Source organism: Microbacterium sp. (genome assembly GCF_047605725.1).
In the GTDB taxonomy this organism is placed as follows: domain Bacteria; phylum Actinomycetota; class Actinomycetes; order Actinomycetales; family Microbacteriaceae; genus Microbacterium.
The window spans coordinates 1-16,112 of sequence record NZ_JASGFE010000061.1; the positions used below are offsets into that span (position 1 = coordinate 1).

20 protein-coding genes and 1 riboswitch are annotated in these 16,112 nt (G+C 73.7%); of the genes, 16 read left to right on the forward strand and 4 right to left on the reverse strand.

Translation table 11 applies throughout. The annotated features are described in order from the left end of the window. Both QM641_RS11545 and QM641_RS11550 read left to right on the forward strand, forming a co-directional pair. Nucleotides 1-1,032, forward strand: a 1,032-nt coding sequence (locus QM641_RS11545; protein ID WP_415116605.1) for an ATP-binding protein, incomplete at its 5' end; no start/stop codon positions are given. A 3-nt stretch (nucleotides 1,033-1,035) separates the two neighbouring features. Next, nucleotides 1,036-2,154, forward strand: coding sequence for a tetratricopeptide repeat protein (locus QM641_RS11550; protein ID WP_415116607.1), 1,119 nt, complete (start codon nucleotides 1,036-1,038; stop codon nucleotides 2,152-2,154). Between the two features lie 236 nt (nucleotides 2,155-2,390). Here QM641_RS11550 and QM641_RS11555 read toward each other — a convergent pair whose 3' ends face one another. Both QM641_RS11555 and QM641_RS11560 read right to left on the reverse strand, forming a co-directional pair. Next, nucleotides 2,391-2,825 (reverse strand): DUF1801 domain-containing protein, encoded by a 435-nt coding sequence (locus QM641_RS11555; RefSeq protein ID WP_415116609.1) that lies wholly within the window; start codon nucleotides 2,823-2,825, stop codon nucleotides 2,391-2,393. Between the two features lie 5 nt (nucleotides 2,826-2,830). After that, on the reverse strand, nucleotides 2,831-3,397 hold the full coding sequence (locus QM641_RS11560; protein ID WP_415116611.1) for an HhH-GPD-type base excision DNA repair protein: 567 nt from the start codon (nucleotides 3,395-3,397) through the stop codon (nucleotides 2,831-2,833). Nucleotides 3,398-3,465: 68 nt separating this feature from the next. On the opposite strand from QM641_RS11560, the gene QM641_RS11565 reads away from it, so the two are divergent. The 11 genes from QM641_RS11565 to QM641_RS11615 all read left to right on the forward strand — a co-directional run bounded on the left by QM641_RS11565 (nucleotide 3,466) and on the right by QM641_RS11615 (nucleotide 10,788). Further along, nucleotides 3,466-3,690 carry a FitA-like ribbon-helix-helix domain-containing protein gene (locus tag QM641_RS11565; protein WP_415116613.1) on the forward strand — a complete coding sequence of 75 codons (225 nt, stop codon included), beginning with the start codon at nucleotides 3,466-3,468 and terminating at the stop codon, nucleotides 3,688-3,690. Beyond that, nucleotides 3,687-4,070, forward strand: a complete 384-nt coding sequence (locus tag QM641_RS11570) for a type II toxin-antitoxin system VapC family toxin (RefSeq protein WP_415116615.1) — start codon at nucleotides 3,687-3,689, stop codon at nucleotides 4,068-4,070. The genes QM641_RS11565 and QM641_RS11570 overlap by 4 nt, the downstream gene beginning before the upstream one ends. A 10-nt stretch (nucleotides 4,071-4,080) precedes the next feature. Continuing rightward, the gene (locus QM641_RS11575) at nucleotides 4,081-4,488 is read left to right on the forward strand and encodes a GNAT family N-acetyltransferase (RefSeq protein WP_415116617.1); all 408 of its coding nucleotides are present in this window, start codon (nucleotides 4,081-4,083) and stop codon (nucleotides 4,486-4,488) included. A gap of 86 nt (nucleotides 4,489-4,574) precedes the next feature. Then, nucleotides 4,575-6,158, forward strand: a complete 1,584-nt coding sequence (locus QM641_RS11580; protein ID WP_415116619.1) for a protoporphyrinogen/coproporphyrinogen oxidase — start codon at nucleotides 4,575-4,577, stop codon at nucleotides 6,156-6,158. 84 nt (nucleotides 6,159-6,242) lie between these two features. Continuing rightward, nucleotides 6,243-6,614: a hypothetical protein gene (locus QM641_RS11585; RefSeq protein ID WP_415116621.1), complete on the forward strand. Its 372-nt coding sequence runs from the start codon at nucleotides 6,243-6,245 to the stop codon at nucleotides 6,612-6,614. Between the two features lies 1 nt (nucleotide 6,615). Beyond that, nucleotides 6,616-7,026 (forward strand): phage holin family protein, encoded by a 411-nt coding sequence (locus QM641_RS11590; protein WP_415116623.1) that lies wholly within the window; start codon nucleotides 6,616-6,618, stop codon nucleotides 7,024-7,026. Further along, a complete protein-coding gene (locus QM641_RS11595) occupies nucleotides 7,016-7,282 on the forward strand; it encodes a hypothetical protein (RefSeq protein ID WP_415116625.1) in 267 nt (88 codons plus the stop codon). The genes QM641_RS11590 and QM641_RS11595 overlap by 11 nt, the downstream gene beginning before the upstream one ends. Nucleotides 7,283-7,431: 149 nt before the next feature. Beyond that, nucleotides 7,432-8,235, forward strand: coding sequence for a uroporphyrinogen-III synthase (locus tag QM641_RS11600; RefSeq protein ID WP_415116627.1), 804 nt, complete (start codon nucleotides 7,432-7,434; stop codon nucleotides 8,233-8,235). A gap of 92 nt (nucleotides 8,236-8,327) precedes the next feature. After that, nucleotides 8,328-8,759 (forward strand): hypothetical protein, encoded by a 432-nt coding sequence (locus QM641_RS11605; RefSeq protein ID WP_415116629.1) that lies wholly within the window; start codon nucleotides 8,328-8,330, stop codon nucleotides 8,757-8,759. Between the two features lie 55 nt (nucleotides 8,760-8,814). Continuing rightward, complete coding sequence (locus QM641_RS11610) at nucleotides 8,815-9,855, forward strand: enoyl-CoA hydratase/isomerase family protein (RefSeq protein WP_415116631.1); 1,041 nt, start codon at nucleotides 8,815-8,817, stop codon at nucleotides 9,853-9,855. 6 nt (nucleotides 9,856-9,861) lie between these two features. Next, nucleotides 9,862-10,788: a J domain-containing protein gene (locus QM641_RS11615; RefSeq protein ID WP_415116633.1), complete on the forward strand. Its 927-nt coding sequence runs from the start codon at nucleotides 9,862-9,864 to the stop codon at nucleotides 10,786-10,788. A 27-nt stretch (nucleotides 10,789-10,815) separates the two neighbouring features. Here the strand turns inward: QM641_RS11615 and QM641_RS11620 are convergent, their stop codons facing one another. Then, nucleotides 10,816-12,180: a D-alanyl-D-alanine carboxypeptidase gene (locus QM641_RS11620; RefSeq protein WP_415116635.1), complete on the reverse strand. Its 1,365-nt coding sequence runs from the start codon at nucleotides 12,178-12,180 to the stop codon at nucleotides 10,816-10,818. Nucleotides 12,181-12,214: 34 nt separating this feature from the next. Further along, nucleotides 12,215-12,324: riboswitch (TPP riboswitch) on the forward strand. Here QM641_RS11620 and QM641_RS11625 point away from each other — a divergent pair. From QM641_RS11625 to QM641_RS11635, 3 genes are all read left to right on the forward strand, one after another. After that, nucleotides 12,317-12,943 carry an ECF transporter S component gene (locus tag QM641_RS11625; protein ID WP_415116637.1) on the forward strand — a complete coding sequence of 209 codons (627 nt, stop codon included), beginning with the start codon at nucleotides 12,317-12,319 and terminating at the stop codon, nucleotides 12,941-12,943. It overlaps the preceding riboswitch by 8 nt. Next, entirely contained in the window at nucleotides 12,940-14,664 is a 1,725-nt protein-coding gene (locus tag QM641_RS11630) for an ABC transporter ATP-binding protein (RefSeq protein WP_415116639.1), read from the forward strand. Before QM641_RS11625 ends, QM641_RS11630 begins: the two co-directional genes overlap by 4 nt. Continuing rightward, complete coding sequence (locus QM641_RS11635; protein WP_415116641.1) at nucleotides 14,661-15,443, forward strand: energy-coupling factor transporter transmembrane component T family protein; 783 nt, start codon at nucleotides 14,661-14,663, stop codon at nucleotides 15,441-15,443. The genes QM641_RS11630 and QM641_RS11635 overlap by 4 nt, the downstream gene beginning before the upstream one ends. Before the next feature lie 142 nt (nucleotides 15,444-15,585). Here the strand turns inward: QM641_RS11635 and QM641_RS11640 are convergent, their stop codons facing one another. Next, nucleotides 15,586-15,981 (reverse strand): MmcQ/YjbR family DNA-binding protein, encoded by a 396-nt coding sequence (locus tag QM641_RS11640; RefSeq protein ID WP_415116643.1) that lies wholly within the window; start codon nucleotides 15,979-15,981, stop codon nucleotides 15,586-15,588. Nucleotides 15,982-16,112 lie beyond the last annotated feature (131 nt).

Here is a 16,112-nt window from a genome sequence, read left to right on the forward strand (position 1 = left end):
CCGCCCGCCGCCGCGCCCCCGCCCGGCGCTCCGCCGGTCGGCGCGGACCAGGTGCCCCCGGCATCCGCTCCGCCCGCGCCCCCGCACCAGAACCCCCAGCCGCCGCAGCGCCTGGCCGCGGCGGGCGACCCGCAGGCGCAGGAGACCCGGGTGTGGGACGTCGAGCGCCCCACCGTGACCCTCGCCGACGTCGCAGGCATGACCGAGGTCAAGCGGCACCTCGAGGCGTCCTTCCTCGCGCCGATGCGCAACCCCGACCTCGCCCGCATGTTCGGCAAGCAGCCGCGCGGGAGCCTGCTGATGTACGGCCCGCCCGGCTGCGGAAAGACGTTCATCGCGCGGGCGATCGCCGGCGAGCTCGGCGCGAGCTTCGTGCACGCGACCCTCGCCGACATCATGGGCGAGTACCGCGGCCAGACCGAGAAGGCGATCCACGAGCTGTTCGAGACCGCGCGCCGCACCCGGCCGTGCGTGATCTTCTTCGACGAGTTCGACGCGGTCGGCGGGCGCCGCACCTCGGGCAACGCGTTCGCGCAGGGACTGCGCATGGTCACGAGCCAGCTGCTGGAGGAGTTCGACGGCGTCGGCGCCTCCAACGACGGCGTGTACGTCCTGGCGGCGACCAACCGCCCGTGGGACATCGACCCGGCGCTGCGCCGCCCCGGCAGGCTCGATCGGACCGTGCTGATCCTCCCGCCCGACGAGCCGGCGCGCGAGGCGATCGTGCGGATCGGCCTGCGCGACAAGCCGGCTGCCGCGATCGACGTGTCGACCGTCGCGGCGCGCACCGCGGAGTTCTCCGGCGCCGACCTCTCCTACGTCGTCGACACCGCGATCGAGCAGGCGTTCATGGACTCGCTGCGCGAGGGCGTGCCGCGCATGATCACGACCTACGACGTCGAGCAGGCGGCATCCCGGGTCGTCCCGTCGACCCGTTCGTGGTTCGAGCAGATCAAGCCCGTGCTGGAGTACGGCGTCGACGACGGCACGTTCGCGCAGCTGCGGTCGTATCTGAAGAAGCATCGGATCTGACGGATGGATGCCGATCCCCGCGTCGACGCCCTGATGCACCTCCAGACGCGCCAGTACGCCAAGGCGCGGGAGCTCCTGCAGGGCGCGCTGGCGCAGAACCCCACCGACGGCGATGCGCTGATCCTGCTGGCTCAGACGGAGGCATCCGTCGGCAACCTCGCCGAGGCGGAGCGGTACGCGCGCATGGCCACCGGCGACGCCGGCACGGCCACCCGTGCGGCCGCCTTCGCGGCGCTGTCGCGCGTGATCGGTCTCGACGGCACGCGCGCGGCCGAGGCGAGGGACGCCGCGACCGCCGCCGTGCAGCTCGAGCCCGAGGAGTGGAGCCATCGCGCCAAGCTCGCCGCCGCGCTGACCGACCTTCGCGACTTCCCGGCCGCCGAAGCGCAGGCCATGGCCGCGATCCAGCTCGCCCCCGCCGACCCGGGGGAGCGCGCGCAGGCGCTGGTCGCCCTCTCGCGGGTGTATCTGGCCGACCCCGCTCAGCGGCAGCGCGGCTATCGGGTGATGCGGGATGCCGCTGCCCTCGACCCGACGGACCCGTCGCTGCAGCAGCAGGTGCTGACCGCGCAGTTCACGGCCGGGCATCGCGCCGAGGCGATCGCGACGGCGCTGTCGAGTCTGCGCGTCATGCCGACCGCGGTGGTGCCTCCGCTGCTGGCCCGGTTATCGGTGTACCTGCTGCTGCGTCGCGTGCTCGGCTGGCTGCTGCTGGTCGCGTTCGTCGTGCCGCTGCTGTTCTTCGGCATCATCGGGAACCTCGGCGGCGACTCCGCCGCGCTGGAGCAGAATCCCGCGGTGATCGTCCGTGCGGGGGCGTTCGTGGGGCTCATCGGCTTCGCGCTGGTGCTCACGGGCGTGCTGCGCCCGCTCGCCGACCGCTCTGTGTCGCGGGCGGTGTGGCGCTTCGCGCGGCGCAGCGCGCTGGCGTGGTTCGACGGCATCCTGATCGCGCTCGCGGTGCTTTCCTACCTCACGGGCCTCGCCGTGCCGCTGCTGTTCGTGCCCGCGGTCCCGCTGCCGTTCCTGCTGATGCTCGTGGCGTGGATCGTGCACGGCTGGGGCGGCCTCGCGTTCCGGGTGCCGAGCGCCGCCACCCTCCTCGCGCAGCAGAACCGCTGAGCGTGTGTGCCCGCGCGCCGGGTCGCCCACGGGCCTCGCGGCGGGTCGGGACGCGCGTTGTGTGACTCGTGCGCGTCGCCTTTGGCGCCGAGTCACTGTCTTGACTGCGAGTCACTGTGCTGCAGTGCAGTGACTCGCAGCGGAAGCAGTGACTCGCTGCGGGGAGCAGTGACCGGGCGGGGGGTGAGGAGGGCGGGTGAGGGGGGCGGGGGGGTGAGGGGGCGGGATGCCGGGGCTCAGACGCCCGCGCCGCCCTGACGGGCGCGCTTGCCGTACGTTCCCGCGGTCAGGGTCTGGAACGCGGTCGCCACGATGCCGCGCAGCACGTCGAGGTCGACCTTGCCGAGGTCTTTGAGGTAGAGGCATCCGACCCCCGTCGAGTGGTCGCCGAGCGTGGCGAGCGCATCGGCGTGCGCGCCGACCCCGTCGGCGAGATAGACGGTCGTCGCGTTCTTGCGGGCGGCGAACCCCACCGCGGGGGAGTCGCCCTCGGTGCCGGATTCGTAGCGGTAGTGGTAGGTGCCGAAGCCGATGATGCCGCCGCTCCACACGCGCGGTGAGGCCCCGGTGGCCTCGCCCATGAGGGCCAGCAGGGTTTCGGCATCCCGCCTGCGGGCCGCCGGGGCGACCTTCTGCAGCCGGGTCGACACGTCCTCGTCGGTGATCTCCATGGTGGTCAGCCCTTCGCTCCGGCCTTCATCGCCCGCTTGTGCTCGCGCACCTTCGCGAGCGAGTCGGGCGAGACGATGTCGGCGACGGAGCGGAACGAGCCCTCCTCGCCGTACGGGGCGGATGCCTCGCGCCAGCCCGCGCCGCGATACCCGTACTGCTTGCCGAGCAGGGCGAGGAAGATCTTCGCCTTCTGCTCGCCGAACCCCGGCAGCGCCTTCAGGCGTCGCAGCACCTCGGGGCCGTCCGGGTCGCCGTCGGTCCACAGCGCGGCGGCATGGCCGTGCCAGTCCGCGACGATCGCGTGGCACAGCGACTGCACGCGACCGGCCATCGATCCCGGGAACCGATGCACCGCGGGCGTGGTCTTGAACACGGTCGCGAATGCCTCGGGGTCGTAGCCCGACAGCGCGGCGGCGTCGAGCGAGCCGGTGCGCTCCTTGATCTTCAGGGGGCCGGTGAAGGCGGTCTCCATGGGCACCTGCTGGTCGAGCAGCATGCCGATGAGCAGGGCCAGCGGGTCGTCGGTCAGCAGTTCGTCGGCGGCGGGATCGTCGGTGATGTGCAGAGCCATGAGGACAGTCTGACATCCGTGGAGCCGGCCTTGTTGCATGCACTTAACATGTCTCGTATGCTGAAAGCATGACCACGATTCAGGTTCGGAACGTCTCCGATGAGACGAGCCGCGCGCTCAAGGCGAAGGCCGCGCTCGAGGGCCGCTCGCTGAGCGACTACCTGCTGCGCGAGCTCGACCGCCTCGCGACGCGTCCGAGTCGTGCCGAACTGCTTGAGCGCATCGCGGGCCGGCCGGTCGCGACACTCGACCCGGCGACTGGGGTGCTTGCGGAGCAACGGCCCGTTCGATGACCCTCGTCGTCGATGCGTCCGCGGTCGCCGAGATCCTGTTCGGCACCGAGGCTGGTCGCCGAGCCGCTCTTCTGCTCGACGGGCACGAACTCCTCGCACCGCAGCATCTCACCGCCGAAGTCGCCTCGGTGATCCGCGGATGGTCGCTCAGTCGACAGATCACCGACGAGCAGGCGCTGCGGGCCTTTCGGGAGTTCGAGGAACTCGGGGTGGAGCAGGTTCCTATGATGTCTCTGCTTCCCTCCGTCTACTCGCTGCGGCACAACATCAGCGCCTACGACGCGATGTATGTCGTGCTTGCCCGAGCCGTGCAGTGCCGGCTGCTGACGCTCGACGCTCACCTGGCAGACGCTGCAGCAGACTGCGCGTTGCTGCCGTAGGGTGCTTTGGATGGAGTACGACCTCGACGATGACCCGTCCCGCATTCAGCCCGACGTGGTGTGGGGCTGGCTGTCGACCGAGGCCTATTGGGGTCGGCAGCGCAGTCGCGCCGATGTCGAGGCGCAGATCGCGGGTGCGTGGCGCGTCGTCGGTGCCTACCGGCGCGACACCGGAGAGCAGGTCGGCTTCGCGCGGGCAGTGTCCGACGGCGTCAACTTCGCATACCTTGCAGACGTCTTCGTGGTCGGGGGTCACCGCGGCAGCGGGCTCGGCAAGCGCCTCGTGCAGCTCATGATCGATGATGGGCCCGGAGCCGGCTTCAGATGGACGCTGTTCACCGGTGACGCACACGCGTTGTATCGACGATTCGGCTTTGAGCCACCGGATGACACCGCCATGGTTCGACCTGCGCGGTGACCGGGTCGTCGGTGACATGCAGGGCCAGCGGTCCTATCGTCACTCGTCGTGCCGCTCGGGTGCGCTCCGGTGCGAGGATGGAGGCCATGTCCGAAGAGCCCGAGCTCGTCGCCCTCGCCCGGAGCACGCGCGTGACCGTCGTCGGCGGCGGCATCGCCGGGCTCGTCGCGGCGTGGGAGTGCGCGAAGGTCGGGATGCCGGTGACCGTGCTCGAAGCCTCCGACCGGCTCGGCGGCTGCATCGCTGCGGCGGAGCTCGACGCAGTCACGGTCGATCTCGCCGCCGACGGCTTCGCGACCGCGGGCGGTGCCGTGCAGGCGCTCGCCGACGAGCTGGGCCTGGGGGAGGCCGTCGTCCGCCCGGCGCCGGGCGGGCGCTGGATCGCGGGCCTGCCCGGCGGGGCCGCGCCGCTGCCGCCCGAGACGGTGCTCGGCATCCCTGCGAACCCCTGGGCCGACGACGTCCGGCGCCTGATCGGATGGCGCGGCGCCTGGCGCGCCTATCTCGATCGCCTCCGCCCGCCGCTGACGATCGGGCACGAGCGGCGCCTGGGCGTGCTGGTGCGCAGCCGCATGGGCGCTCCGGTGCTGGAGACCATGGTCCGCCCGGTCACCCGCGGAGTGTTCGGCGTCGACCCCGACCGCATCGACGTCGACCTCGCCGCCCCGGGGCTGAACGCCGCGCTGACCCGCACCGGATCGCTCGGCGGCGCGGTCGCGCAGCTGCTCGCGGACGGCGGCGAGCCCGGTCGCGCTTCGATCGAGGGCGGCATGCACCGCCTCGTCTCCGCACTCGCACGGCGCCTCGTCGAACTCGGCGCCGAGGTGCGCACCGGGTTCCGGGTCGAGGCGATCCGACCCGACGAGACGGGCTGGACCGTGACCGGACGCGCCGCGGAGACCGATGCCGGTGCCGACACCGCCCTCGACGACGCAGGCGACGCGTCCGTCGACACGGGCGCGGTCGCACATGCGGCCCCTGACGACACGACCGACGCGGCCGTCCCCGACGATGCGGACGCCCCCGAGGCGGATGCGGGTGTCGAGACGCTCACGAGCGCGCTGCTGATCGTGGCCACCGACGAGGAGGCCGCACGGCGGCTCCTCTCGCCCGCGCTCGCGCTTCCACCCGCCTCGCCCGCCGCCGACGTCGACGTGGTGACACTGGTGGTCGCCGAGCCGGCGCTCGACGCCGCGCCCCGCGGCCACGCGGTGTATCCGGCCCGCGCGACCGCCGCGCGCGGGCTCGTGCACGCCACCGCCGCCTGGCCATGGCTCGCCGGGGCGCTGCCCGGCCGGCACGTGCTGCGCGTCACGCTCCCCGCCGGCGCCGGCCCGGACACCGGCACCGCCGCGACCACCGGCCCGAACGCCGACGCCGACGCGATCGCCGTTGCGGTGGACGAGGCATCCGCTCTGCTCGGAATCCCGCTCGGCTCCGCACAGGTCGTCGCCGCCCATCGCGCCCGTTTCCCGCTCGCACCGCCCGAGTCCGTCGTCGGCCGTGCGGAGCTGGCCGCCGAGGTCGGCGGTGCCGTGCAGGCCGAGCCGGGTCTGGCGGTCGCCGGGGCGTGGGTGACCGGCAGCGGCCTGGCCCGGGTCGTCACGGGAGCGCGCGCCGAGGCCCTCCGGGTGCGCGACGGTGCACTGTGGGGTGCGCGCGTGCGGTGACGCCCCGTGACGCAACGGATGCCGGAATCGGAATACAGCGTTAATCTGGTGGGAGACCAGCACACTCGAGCGTGAGGAGACCCCATGAGGGGCAAGGTTGGCATCGTCGTGGGACTGGCCGCGGGCTACGTCCTCGGCTCGCGCGCGGGGCGCGAGCGATACGAGCAGATCAAGGACGGCTTCCTCAAGCTGTGGAACCTCGCCCCGGTGCAGAAGCAGGTCGGCAAGGCCAAGGAGTTCGGCACGTCGGCCGCGCTCGCCCTGCCGGGTGCCCTGTGGGACGGCGCGGTCAAGGTGACCAGGGCCGCCACGAAGAAGGGCACGCCCGGGCAGAAGCTCGACGCGGCGATCAAAGCCGGCAAGGACTCGAAGGGCGACGTGAAGCGGGCGGCGCAGACCTCGGCGGACGAGGTCGCGCGCGCCGCCGACGCGCTCCGCGACGCAGTGGACGACTGACATGACCACGCCCCGTGGTTATCGCGATCGCTCCGACGACAGCCTGTTCGCGCTGATCGGAGAGATCCCCGAGCTTGTCCGCAACCTCGTGGTGGCCGAGATCGACTCGGCGAAGAGCTGGGCCAAGAAGGCCGGCAAAGACGCCGGAATGGGCGGCGCCTGGTTCCTCGTGGCCCTGTTCTTCGCGTTCTGGGCCATTCCGGTGCTGGGCGCGATGCTCATCATGATCCTCGCGATCTGGATGCCGGGGTGGCTGGCCGCGCTGATCGTGCTGGTGCTGCTGCTCGTGATCGCGGTCGTGTTCGCGCTCATGGGCGTCGCGCGCATGAAGCGCCTCACCCGTTCGCAGAACCCCGTGCAGGCGATCACCGTCGACGCACGCATCGTGAAGGACGCCGTCGATGAGCATTGAGCTTCCCCGTACCGCCGTGGCACTCGGCATCGCCGACCCGGTCGAGAAGGCGCGCGCCGAGCTCAAGGCCGCCCTGGCGGCCATCGAGGAGAAGGCCAACGTCCCGCGGCGCGTCGACCGTGCGGTGGACCGCGCGTCGAAGCGGGCGCGAGCGTTCGCCCAGCAGAAGCCGGTGGCGGCCGCCGCCGCGGCGGCGGGCGTCGCGCTCGCGGTCGGGACGGTCGTGTGGGGGTTCGTCCGCCTGTACACGCGCTGACCCCTGCGGTGCGCACGGGCGCGCGTGGGGGGAGGAGTATGCTCGGTCCAGGCAGCGGCGACGGCGCACATGCTGCCGGCAAGCGCGTCCCCGCGCTCGCCGGGCCGCTCGCACTCGGGGCGGCCGACCGCGATACGAGAGTCCACCCCATGAACGCACAGTCCACCCCGCCGGACAAGCCGCTGGCCGGCTGGCGGGTGCTCGTGCCCCGGGGCGGACCGTGGGGCGACGGAGTCGCGGCCACGCTGCGCGCCCAGGGTGCGGTCGCGGTGATCGCCCCGCTCATCAACTTCGCGCCCTCCGCCGATCAGGCCACGCTGGAGACGTCGCTGGCAGACCTCGCCGCGGGCGCCTTCGACTGGCTGACCGTGACGAGCGCCACGACCGTCGACGTGCTCTACGCCTACCGGGCCGTGATCCCGGCATCCACTCGCGTCGCCGCCGTCGGCGAGACCACCGCGGCGGCCCTCGCCGCCGTCGGCTATCGCGTCGACCTCGTCCCCGACGAGGACAACTCCGCCGCGGGCATGGCCCGTCGGCTCATCGAGCTCGAGCAGGGCAGCGCGCCGCGGCGCATCCTGACCCTCCGCGGCGAGGGCGCGCGTCCGATCCTCACCACCATGCTCGCCGACGCGGGGCATGACGTGCGCAGCGTCGTGGCCTACCGCACCGTGGGCGTGCCGGTCACCGAGCGCATCGCGCGCGACGTGCGCACCGGCCGCATCAACGCGATCCTCGTCACGAGCGGATCGGTGGCGACCCAGCTCAGCGAGCAGTTCCCGGAGATCCCCGACGAGACCGTGATCGCGGCGATCGGGCCGTGGACGGCGAAGGACGCTCGACACGCGGGTCTGGGCGTGCGCGTCGTCGCGCGGGAACAGACCGTGCCGGGGCTCGTCGACGCGGTCTCGGCGCTGCCGCTGCCGCATGCCTCGGACGAGCTGAGCGCCTGAGGCGGCCGCGACCGGATCGTCGCGCTGGTGCGGACCGGGATCGTTGCCGGTCTGTGAGCAAACGCCGAGGCCGCTGCTGGCAGACTGGGAGCATGGTCACTCTGCTGCTGGACTCGACGCAGCTGGAGGTCGTGCTCTCAGCCACCGAGCGCGCCCTCGCGTTCCGCGGCGAGGCGGTCCGGATCGCGCGGTCGAGCATTCGCACCGTGCAGCTCACCGACGACGCCTGGACGTGGCTGCGCGGCGTTCGTGCGCGCGGCTCGCACGTGCCAGGGGTGCTGGCGATGGGCACGTGGAAGGCGTCGGGGGGACTGGACTTCGTGCTCGTGCGGCGGCGCCGACCGGCCGCCGTGATCGACCTCGACGGGGACGGCGAGTTCCAGCGAGTGGTGCTGACGACTCGGCACGGCACCGCGCTGCAGCAGGCCCTGCGCCTGAAGGCGGAGGACGAGCCGACCGACGTCGTGGAGCTGGCCACCGGGGCGATCGCGACCCATCCGACCGCCACACAGGCTCCCGACTGACCGTCGCATGCGCACGCCGGCGGTCGACGGGCCCGTCCGGGGTAACGTGGCGGGTGTGAGCGACAGCCCCCACGTCCGTGCCCTCGTCGACGGGCACGCCGGCCGGCTCACGCTCGACCGCCCGCGCGCCATCAACGCGCTCGACGCGGCCATGATCGTCGCGCTCCGCGCCGCCCTCGACGCGTGGGAGCACGATCCGGTCGTGGCGGTCGTGGTGCTCGACGGGGCGGGGGAGCGCGGGCTGTGCGCCGGCGGCGACGTGCGCGCCCTCTACGACCACCTGGTCGCGGGCCGCCACGAGCAGGCCGCGGAGTTCTTCCGCGCCGAGTACGCGCTCAACGCCCGCATCGCCGAGTATCCGAAGCCGGTGGTCGCGCTCGCCGACGGCATCACGATGGGCGGCGGCATCGGGCTGGCCGGGCACGCGCGGGTGCGCGTGGTGACCGAGCGATCGCGCCTGGCCATGCCGGAGACCCGCATCGGCTTCACCCCCGACGTCGGCGGGTCGCTCCTGCTCGCTCGCGCGCCGGGACGCCTCGGCGAGTATCTCGCCCTCACCGGCACGACGATGGATGCCGCGGACGCGCTGGCGGTCGGCCTCGCCGACCGGCTCGTGCCGTCCGACCGCCTCGGCACGCTCGTGGAGGCACTCGCGACCGAGCCGGACCCCGCCGACGTCGTGGCGCGTGCGGCCGTGGCAGCTCCTGCATCGGCCCTCGTCGCCGAGCGCACCTGGATCGACGACGCGTTCGCGGCGGACACCGTGCCGGAGATCGTCGACCGGCTGCACGCGCGGCCGGAGGAGGCGGCATCCCGCACCGCGCGGCTGCTCGGAGAGCTCTCGCCCACAGCCCTGGCCGTCACGCTCGTCGCGGTGCGGCGCGCGCGGACGCTGCCGGGCCTGCGCGCCGCGCTGGAGCAGGAGTACGGGCTCGTGAGGTGGTTCGCCCGCACGCAGCCCGACCTCGTCGAGGGCATCCGCGCGCAGCTGGTCGACAAGGACCGTGCGCCGCGCTGGAGCCCCGCCCGCCCGGCCGACGTGCGGGCCGAGACCGTGGCATCCGCCTTCGCCGACGCTCCGGCGCTGTGGGGGTGACCCGCCGTGTTCGACAGCCCGTTGTCCTCGTCGGCGTACGAGATCCTCGCCGTGGCGTGGGACGCCGACGACGAGACCCTGCGCCGCGCGTACCGGCTGCGGCTGCGGCAGACCCACCCCGACACCGGCGGCGACGCGGCCCAGTTCGTGCTTGTGCAGCGCGCCTGGGAGCTCGTCGGCGACCCCGCGGCGCGGGCCGCCTACGACCGCGGCCACGGGTTCGGCCAGACCCCGTCGTTCGCGCCGGAGGCTCCCGCGTGGCGCCCGCCGGCCCGCCCGGCCGATACGCGGCCCCGCGCGCGCTCGCTCGGACACCCGGGCGGCTGGCGGCGCGAGCGCTACCTCGCCCTCATGCGGGAGTGGGCGGGGCGCGGTGTGGAGCTGGCCGACCCGTACGACCCGGCCCTGGTGCGCTCGGCCCCGCGCGAGCTGCGGCGGCTGCTGGCCGACGCGCTCGCCGAGGAGGCCACGGCCCGCATCGTCGCCGACCTCGGCATGGGCTACACGGTGTGGCACGACCTGGCCGCCGACCCCCGCGACCCGGAGGCCAAGGTCGACCACGTCGTGCTCGGGCCGAGCGGCCTGTACGCCGTGCTGTCGGAGGACTTCGGCGCCCCGGTGCGCGTGCGCCGCGGCGAGCTCGTGGGCGACGCGGTCGCCGGGGCTCCGATCGCCGGGCTGGTCGCGTGCACCCGCGCGGTCGCGCGTACCGCGCGGGTGCGGTTCAGCGGGGCGCTGGTGGTGCTGCCCGACGACGACGTCGAGGCGCCGATCGCCGAGCTCGGCAAGGTCAGGGGCCTGCCGGTCGCGGTGGTGTCGCGCTCGGCGCTGTCGACCGTGCTGCGTCGCGGCATGACCGGCGCGCGCGAGATCGGCGGCAACGAGCTGTTCGACGTGCGCACGCGCCTGCAGCAGACCGTCCGCTTCGTCTGAGGTCGCAGCGGCGGAGTCCGCGGCGGCTCAGTCGGCGAGCCCGAACACCTGCAGCGGGTGGGTCAGTCGCCACCAGCCCGACGGCGGCGGGATGTCGACGGTGAGCCGCACCGGCACCGAGGCCTTCGTGAGCGGGCCCGCCACGACGAGCTCTCCCACCGTCGCCCCGGCGGTCCGGTCGACGACCTCGACCTGCGGCGTGACGGTCGCGGTGGCACCGTTCCACAGCGCGACGTCGGCCGCGGCATCCGTGATCGCCTGCGACGACCGGCCCCACGGACTCGTCACGGTCGCCACGACCGTGCCGGCCGGGATCGATGCGGGCTGGGCGAGCTCGGCGGCGGTCTGATCCAGCAACGCCGCGGCCGTCTCGTCGCGGGTCGAGTCGTCGGGCTGGGCGAGGACGACGGCGTACACGCGCACCGTGGCGCCGGCCACGGCGACGTCCTTGGCCGCGAGCAGGCTGAACTCGTCGTCGAGGCTCCCGGTCTTGATGCCCGCGATCGACGGGTCGGTCAGGAGGTCGTTCGTGTTCTCCACTGCGCCGACCCCGGGCAGCTCCACGAGCGGGGTGCGCACGATCTCGGCGATGACCGGGTTGCTCAGCGCCTCGTGCGCGAGCGCGATGAGCGCCGCCGGCGCTGCCGCGTTGGCCGGGTCGAGACCGGTCGGGTCGACGATCGTGATCCCCGCGATGCCGTGGCCGGTCAGCCACGCCTGCGCGTCGAGCACGAAGCTCTCGGTCGAGCCCCACAGCTCGGTCACGAGCCGGTCGGCGTAGTTGCCGGCCGAGCCGATGAGCATGCCCTGCAGCAGCTGGTACTGCGTCAGGGTCCCGTCGACGGGCACGTCCAGCGCCGACTCGTCGCGGTACAGGTAGGTCAGGTAGTCCTCCTGGTCGGCCTCGGTGAACGCGTACGACGGACCCTGCTCGCCCACGGCCAGCGGCATCCGATCGAGCACGAGCAGGGCGGTGACGACCTTCGTGATGCTCGCCATGGATGCCGCATCCGTCGTCGTGGCCAGGGACCCCTCGAAGCCCGCCACGCCGACCGCGGCGGAGCCCTCCGCCGGCCACGCCGGCGCGGCGGCAGGAGCCGCCAGCGGCGCCTGCTCGGCCGGGGACACGGTCAGCGCGATCGACTCGGCAGGCCACAGCAGCGTCGCGCCGACGTACGCGACGCACAGCGCCAGCACCGAGACGATCCATGCGAGCGCACGCAGCGGCGAGCGGTGCGGGCGGTGCGCGAGCAGATCGGGGCCGGCCGGCACGGGCATCGAGTGCGTGCCGACGGTACGCACATCGACCCACCCCAGCGCGGGCCTGGGGCCGGACGGGTCGGCGTCGTCGCCCGCCAGGCTCCGCAGCAGCTCGTCCGCGTCGGTGCTCACCCGCCTACGGTACCCCGCCGGCCGCTATACTCGACGGCACGACCACGGGAGTCCGGTGAGCCGGGCTGAGAGGAAGCGATCCACGCTTCGACCGTCGAACCTGATCTGGATCATGCCAGCGCAGGGAGGAGAACCCATGAGCGCTTCCACGTCCATACCCGCTCGCACCCGGAGCGCGCGGAGCCGCTTCCGGTGGCGCGTCGTCGACATCGTCGTGGCCAGCGTCATCGCGGTGGCGTGCGCCGTCGTGTTCCTGGTCTGGAACGTCGGCTACGAGGTGCCGAGCGCCGTCCTGACACCGCTGCTCCCGGGACTGCAGGGGCTGCTGGCCGGACCCTGGCTGCTGGCCGGTGTGCTGGGCGGCCTCGTGATCCGAAAGCCCGGCGCGGCCCTGTACACCGAGCTGGTCGCCGCGATCATCTCGGCGCTGGTCGGAAACCAGTGGGGACCGCTGACGATCGTCTCCGGGCTCGCGCAGGGGCTCGGCGCCGAGCTGATCCTCCTCGTGTTCGTGTACGGGGTGTGGCGCCTGCCGGTGGCCGTGCTGGCCGGTGCCGGCGCGGGCCTGGCGTGCGGCATCAACGACCGCATCCTCTGGTACCCGGGCGTGGACACCCTGTTCACGACCGTGTACGTCGTCTCGACCACCGTGTCGGGCGCGATCGTCGCAGGCGTGGGCGGCTGGTGCCTCATGCGGGGCCTGGCCTCGACCGGCGCGCTCAGTCGATTCGCCGCGGGGCGCGACGTCTCGCGCCGCGTGTGAGCGGCCCCGCCGCGCTGGAGGCCCGCGGCTGGGGGTGGCGTTACGCGACCCGGCGCGCGTGGGCGGTGCGCGACGTGACGCTGCGCATCGAGCCCGGCGAGCGGGTGCTGCTGCTCGGGGTGTCGGGATCGGGCAAGTCGACGCTGCTTCAGGGCCTGGCAGGTGTCCTCGGCGGCGCGGACGAGGGCGAGCACGCCGGCGAGCTGCTGATCGACGGGATGCCGGCCGCCTCGGTGCGCGGACGGGCCGGGCTCGTGCTGCAGAACCCCGACGCGCAGACGGTGCTCGCGCGGGTGGGCGACGACGTGGCGTTCGGCTGCGAGAACCTCGGCGTGCCGCGGGCGGAGATCTGGCCGCGGGTGCGGGATGCCCTGGATGCGGTCGGCCTCGACGTGCCGCTGGACCGTTCCACCGCGGCGCTGTCGGGCGGGCAGAAGCAGCGCCTGGCGCTGGCCGCGGTGCTCGCGATGCGCCCGGGCGCCGTGCTGCTGGACGAGCCGACCGCGAACCTCGATCCCGCCGGAGTGATAGAGGTGCGCGATGCCGTGGCCCGGGCGCTCGGCGCCCCCCGCCCTCCCCGCGCCCCCCGCCTTCCCCGCCCTCCCCGCGCCGGTGCCACTTCCTCTCGCGAGGGTGCCCCTTCCTCCCGCGAGGGTGCCCCTTCCTCTCGCGAGGGTGCCACTTCCTCTCGCGAGGGTGCCTCGAACTTCCCGGACGGCACGCCCGGCATCCACGATCGCCCCCCCGAGACGGCAGCCACGCTCGTGGTGATCGAGCACCGCGTCGACGTGTGGCTACCGCTCGTGGACCGCATCGTCGTGCTCGGCGAACACGGCGTGGTCGCCGACGGGTCGCCGGATACCGTGCTGCGCGACCACGGCGCCGCCCTCGCCGCCGGCGGGGTGTGGGTGCCGGGGCACCCTCCGGCGACGCCCCCGCCGCCGACCGGGCCGCCGGGCGCCACGCTGCTCTCCGCCGACCGGCTCGCCGTGGCCCGGGTGCGCGGAACCCCGGTCGCGGGACCGCTCGACCTCGACGTGCGCGCCGATGAAGTGCTCGGCATCGTCGGTCCGAACGGGGCGGGAAAGTCCACGCTGGGATTGACCCTCGCGGGGCTGCTGCGGCCCGAGGCGGGGAGGGTCGTGGCATCCGCCTCGCTCGCTGCCGGCGCCGACGTCTCGCGCGGTCGCCGCGGCGTGGACCCGTTCCGCTGGTCGTCGCGGGCGCTGCTCACCCGCATCGGCACGGTCTTCCAGGACCCGGAGCATCAGTTGCTCGCCACGACCGTGCGCGCGGAGCTGGAGGTCGGCCCGCGCGCGCTCGGCCTGCCCGAGCCCGAGGTGGCCGCGCGAGTCGATGAGCTCCTGGAGCGGCTGCGGCTCGCGCGGCTCGCCGAGGCGAACCCCTTCACGCTCTCCGGCGGCGAGCAGCGGCGGCTCACGGTCGCCTCGGCGCTCGCGACCCGACCTCGCGTCATCGTGCTCGACGAGCCGACGTTCGGGCAGGATGCCTCGACCTGGGCCCAGCTCGTCGCCCTCATCGCGGGGCTGCGCGACGGCGTCGACGGCGAGGAGCCCCGCGCCGTGGTCGCGATCAGTCACGACGAGGACGTGCTGCGGGCACTGCACGCCCGGCGCTTCGTCGTGGGCGGGCAGGACCTGCCGCCGGGGTCCGAGGGGACGGCATCCGCCCCACGTTCTGAGGAAGGGTCGCGTCCGTGACCCCGGCCGCCCGGCGCGGCGTCGTCGCGGGACTGAATCCGGTCGCCAAGCTCGCCGCGGCGCTGTTGATCGCGGCGCCGCTCGTGCTCACGATCGACCCGGTGTCGGCGGCCGTCGCCCTCCTCCTCGAGCTGCCGCTGCTGGCCTCGGCGGGGCTGAGGCCGCGCGAGCTCCTCCTGCGGACGCTCCCGATCTGGATCGCCGCGCCGCTGGGCGCGGTAACCGTCGCGCTCTACGGGGCGCCGAGCGGCCAGGTGCTCTTCGAGTGGTTCGTGGTTCGGGTGAGCGAGGGCTCGCTGCTGCTGGCCTTCTCGACGCTGTTGCGCGTCCTCGCGATCGGGCTGCCCGCCGTGGTGCTGTTCGCGACGGTCGACCCCACCGATCTTGCCGACGGGCTGGCACAGCGCTGGCGCCTGCCGGCGCGGTTCGTGCTCGGTGCTCTCGCGGGCATGCGCCTGCTGGGCCTGCTGGTCGACGATTGGCGCGCCCTCGCCCTCGCGCGTCGTGCGCGCGGCGTCGCCGACGTCGGACGGGTGCGGCGCGTGCTCGGGATGGCGTTCGCGCTGTTCGTTCTGGCCGTGCGCCGCGGATCGGCCCTGGCCACGGCGATGGAGGCGCGCGGGTTCGGCGCCCCCGGCCCGCGCACGTGGGCGCGCGAGTCTCCTTTCGGTGCGGCGGAGTGGATGCTGCTGCTCGTAGCCCTGGGCATCTCGGGCACGGCGGGGGTCGTGGCCGCAGCGACCGGTTCCTGGAACTTCATCCTTGGCCCGGCGGCCTGACTGCCCTCGCGACTCGGCGCTTGTCGGCGGCGGCTTGGTTCATGACTCAGGCAGAACGGGGCCGAGCCGGCCTGTGCGCCACTCAGGAAGGAGTTCTGCCTGAGTTGTGCGCGGGCAGGGACGGTCACTTCCGCCGCGGCGGTCAGCCCAGCGGCGGCAGCATGCGGACCAGGCGGGCCGGGGCGGTCACACGGTACGAGGCATCGATCAGCTCGGCGATCTCGGTCCAGTCGGGGTCATCCCCGAGGTCGAGGCCGAGCCAGCCCGACGGCCCGAGATAGGCCGGCGCCCAGAAGCGCGGGTCGACACGCAGCGCGGGCGCATCGTCCGGGTCCGGGCGCACCAGGACGGCGCGGTCGTGGGCGATCCACTGCCCGTCGCGACGCACGGAGCCGCCGTAGTAGCAGAAAGTCCTGGTCGTGTAGAAGTTCGGCCGGCCATGGCTGATCCGCTCGGATGCCTCGGGGAACTCCATCGCGATCGCCCGCACGCGCGCGAGGAACGGGTCGTCATCCTCGAACATCTGCGGGTGCGCCACCGTTCCATCATGTCGCCGCCCCACCGGCGCGGCCAGGCCCGGCGCGATCCCCCTCGGACTGCGAGACTCCAGCCGTGCACCGAGACTGCATGCCCAGCGCGCAGTCTCGGTGCACCGGTGGAGTCTCGCGG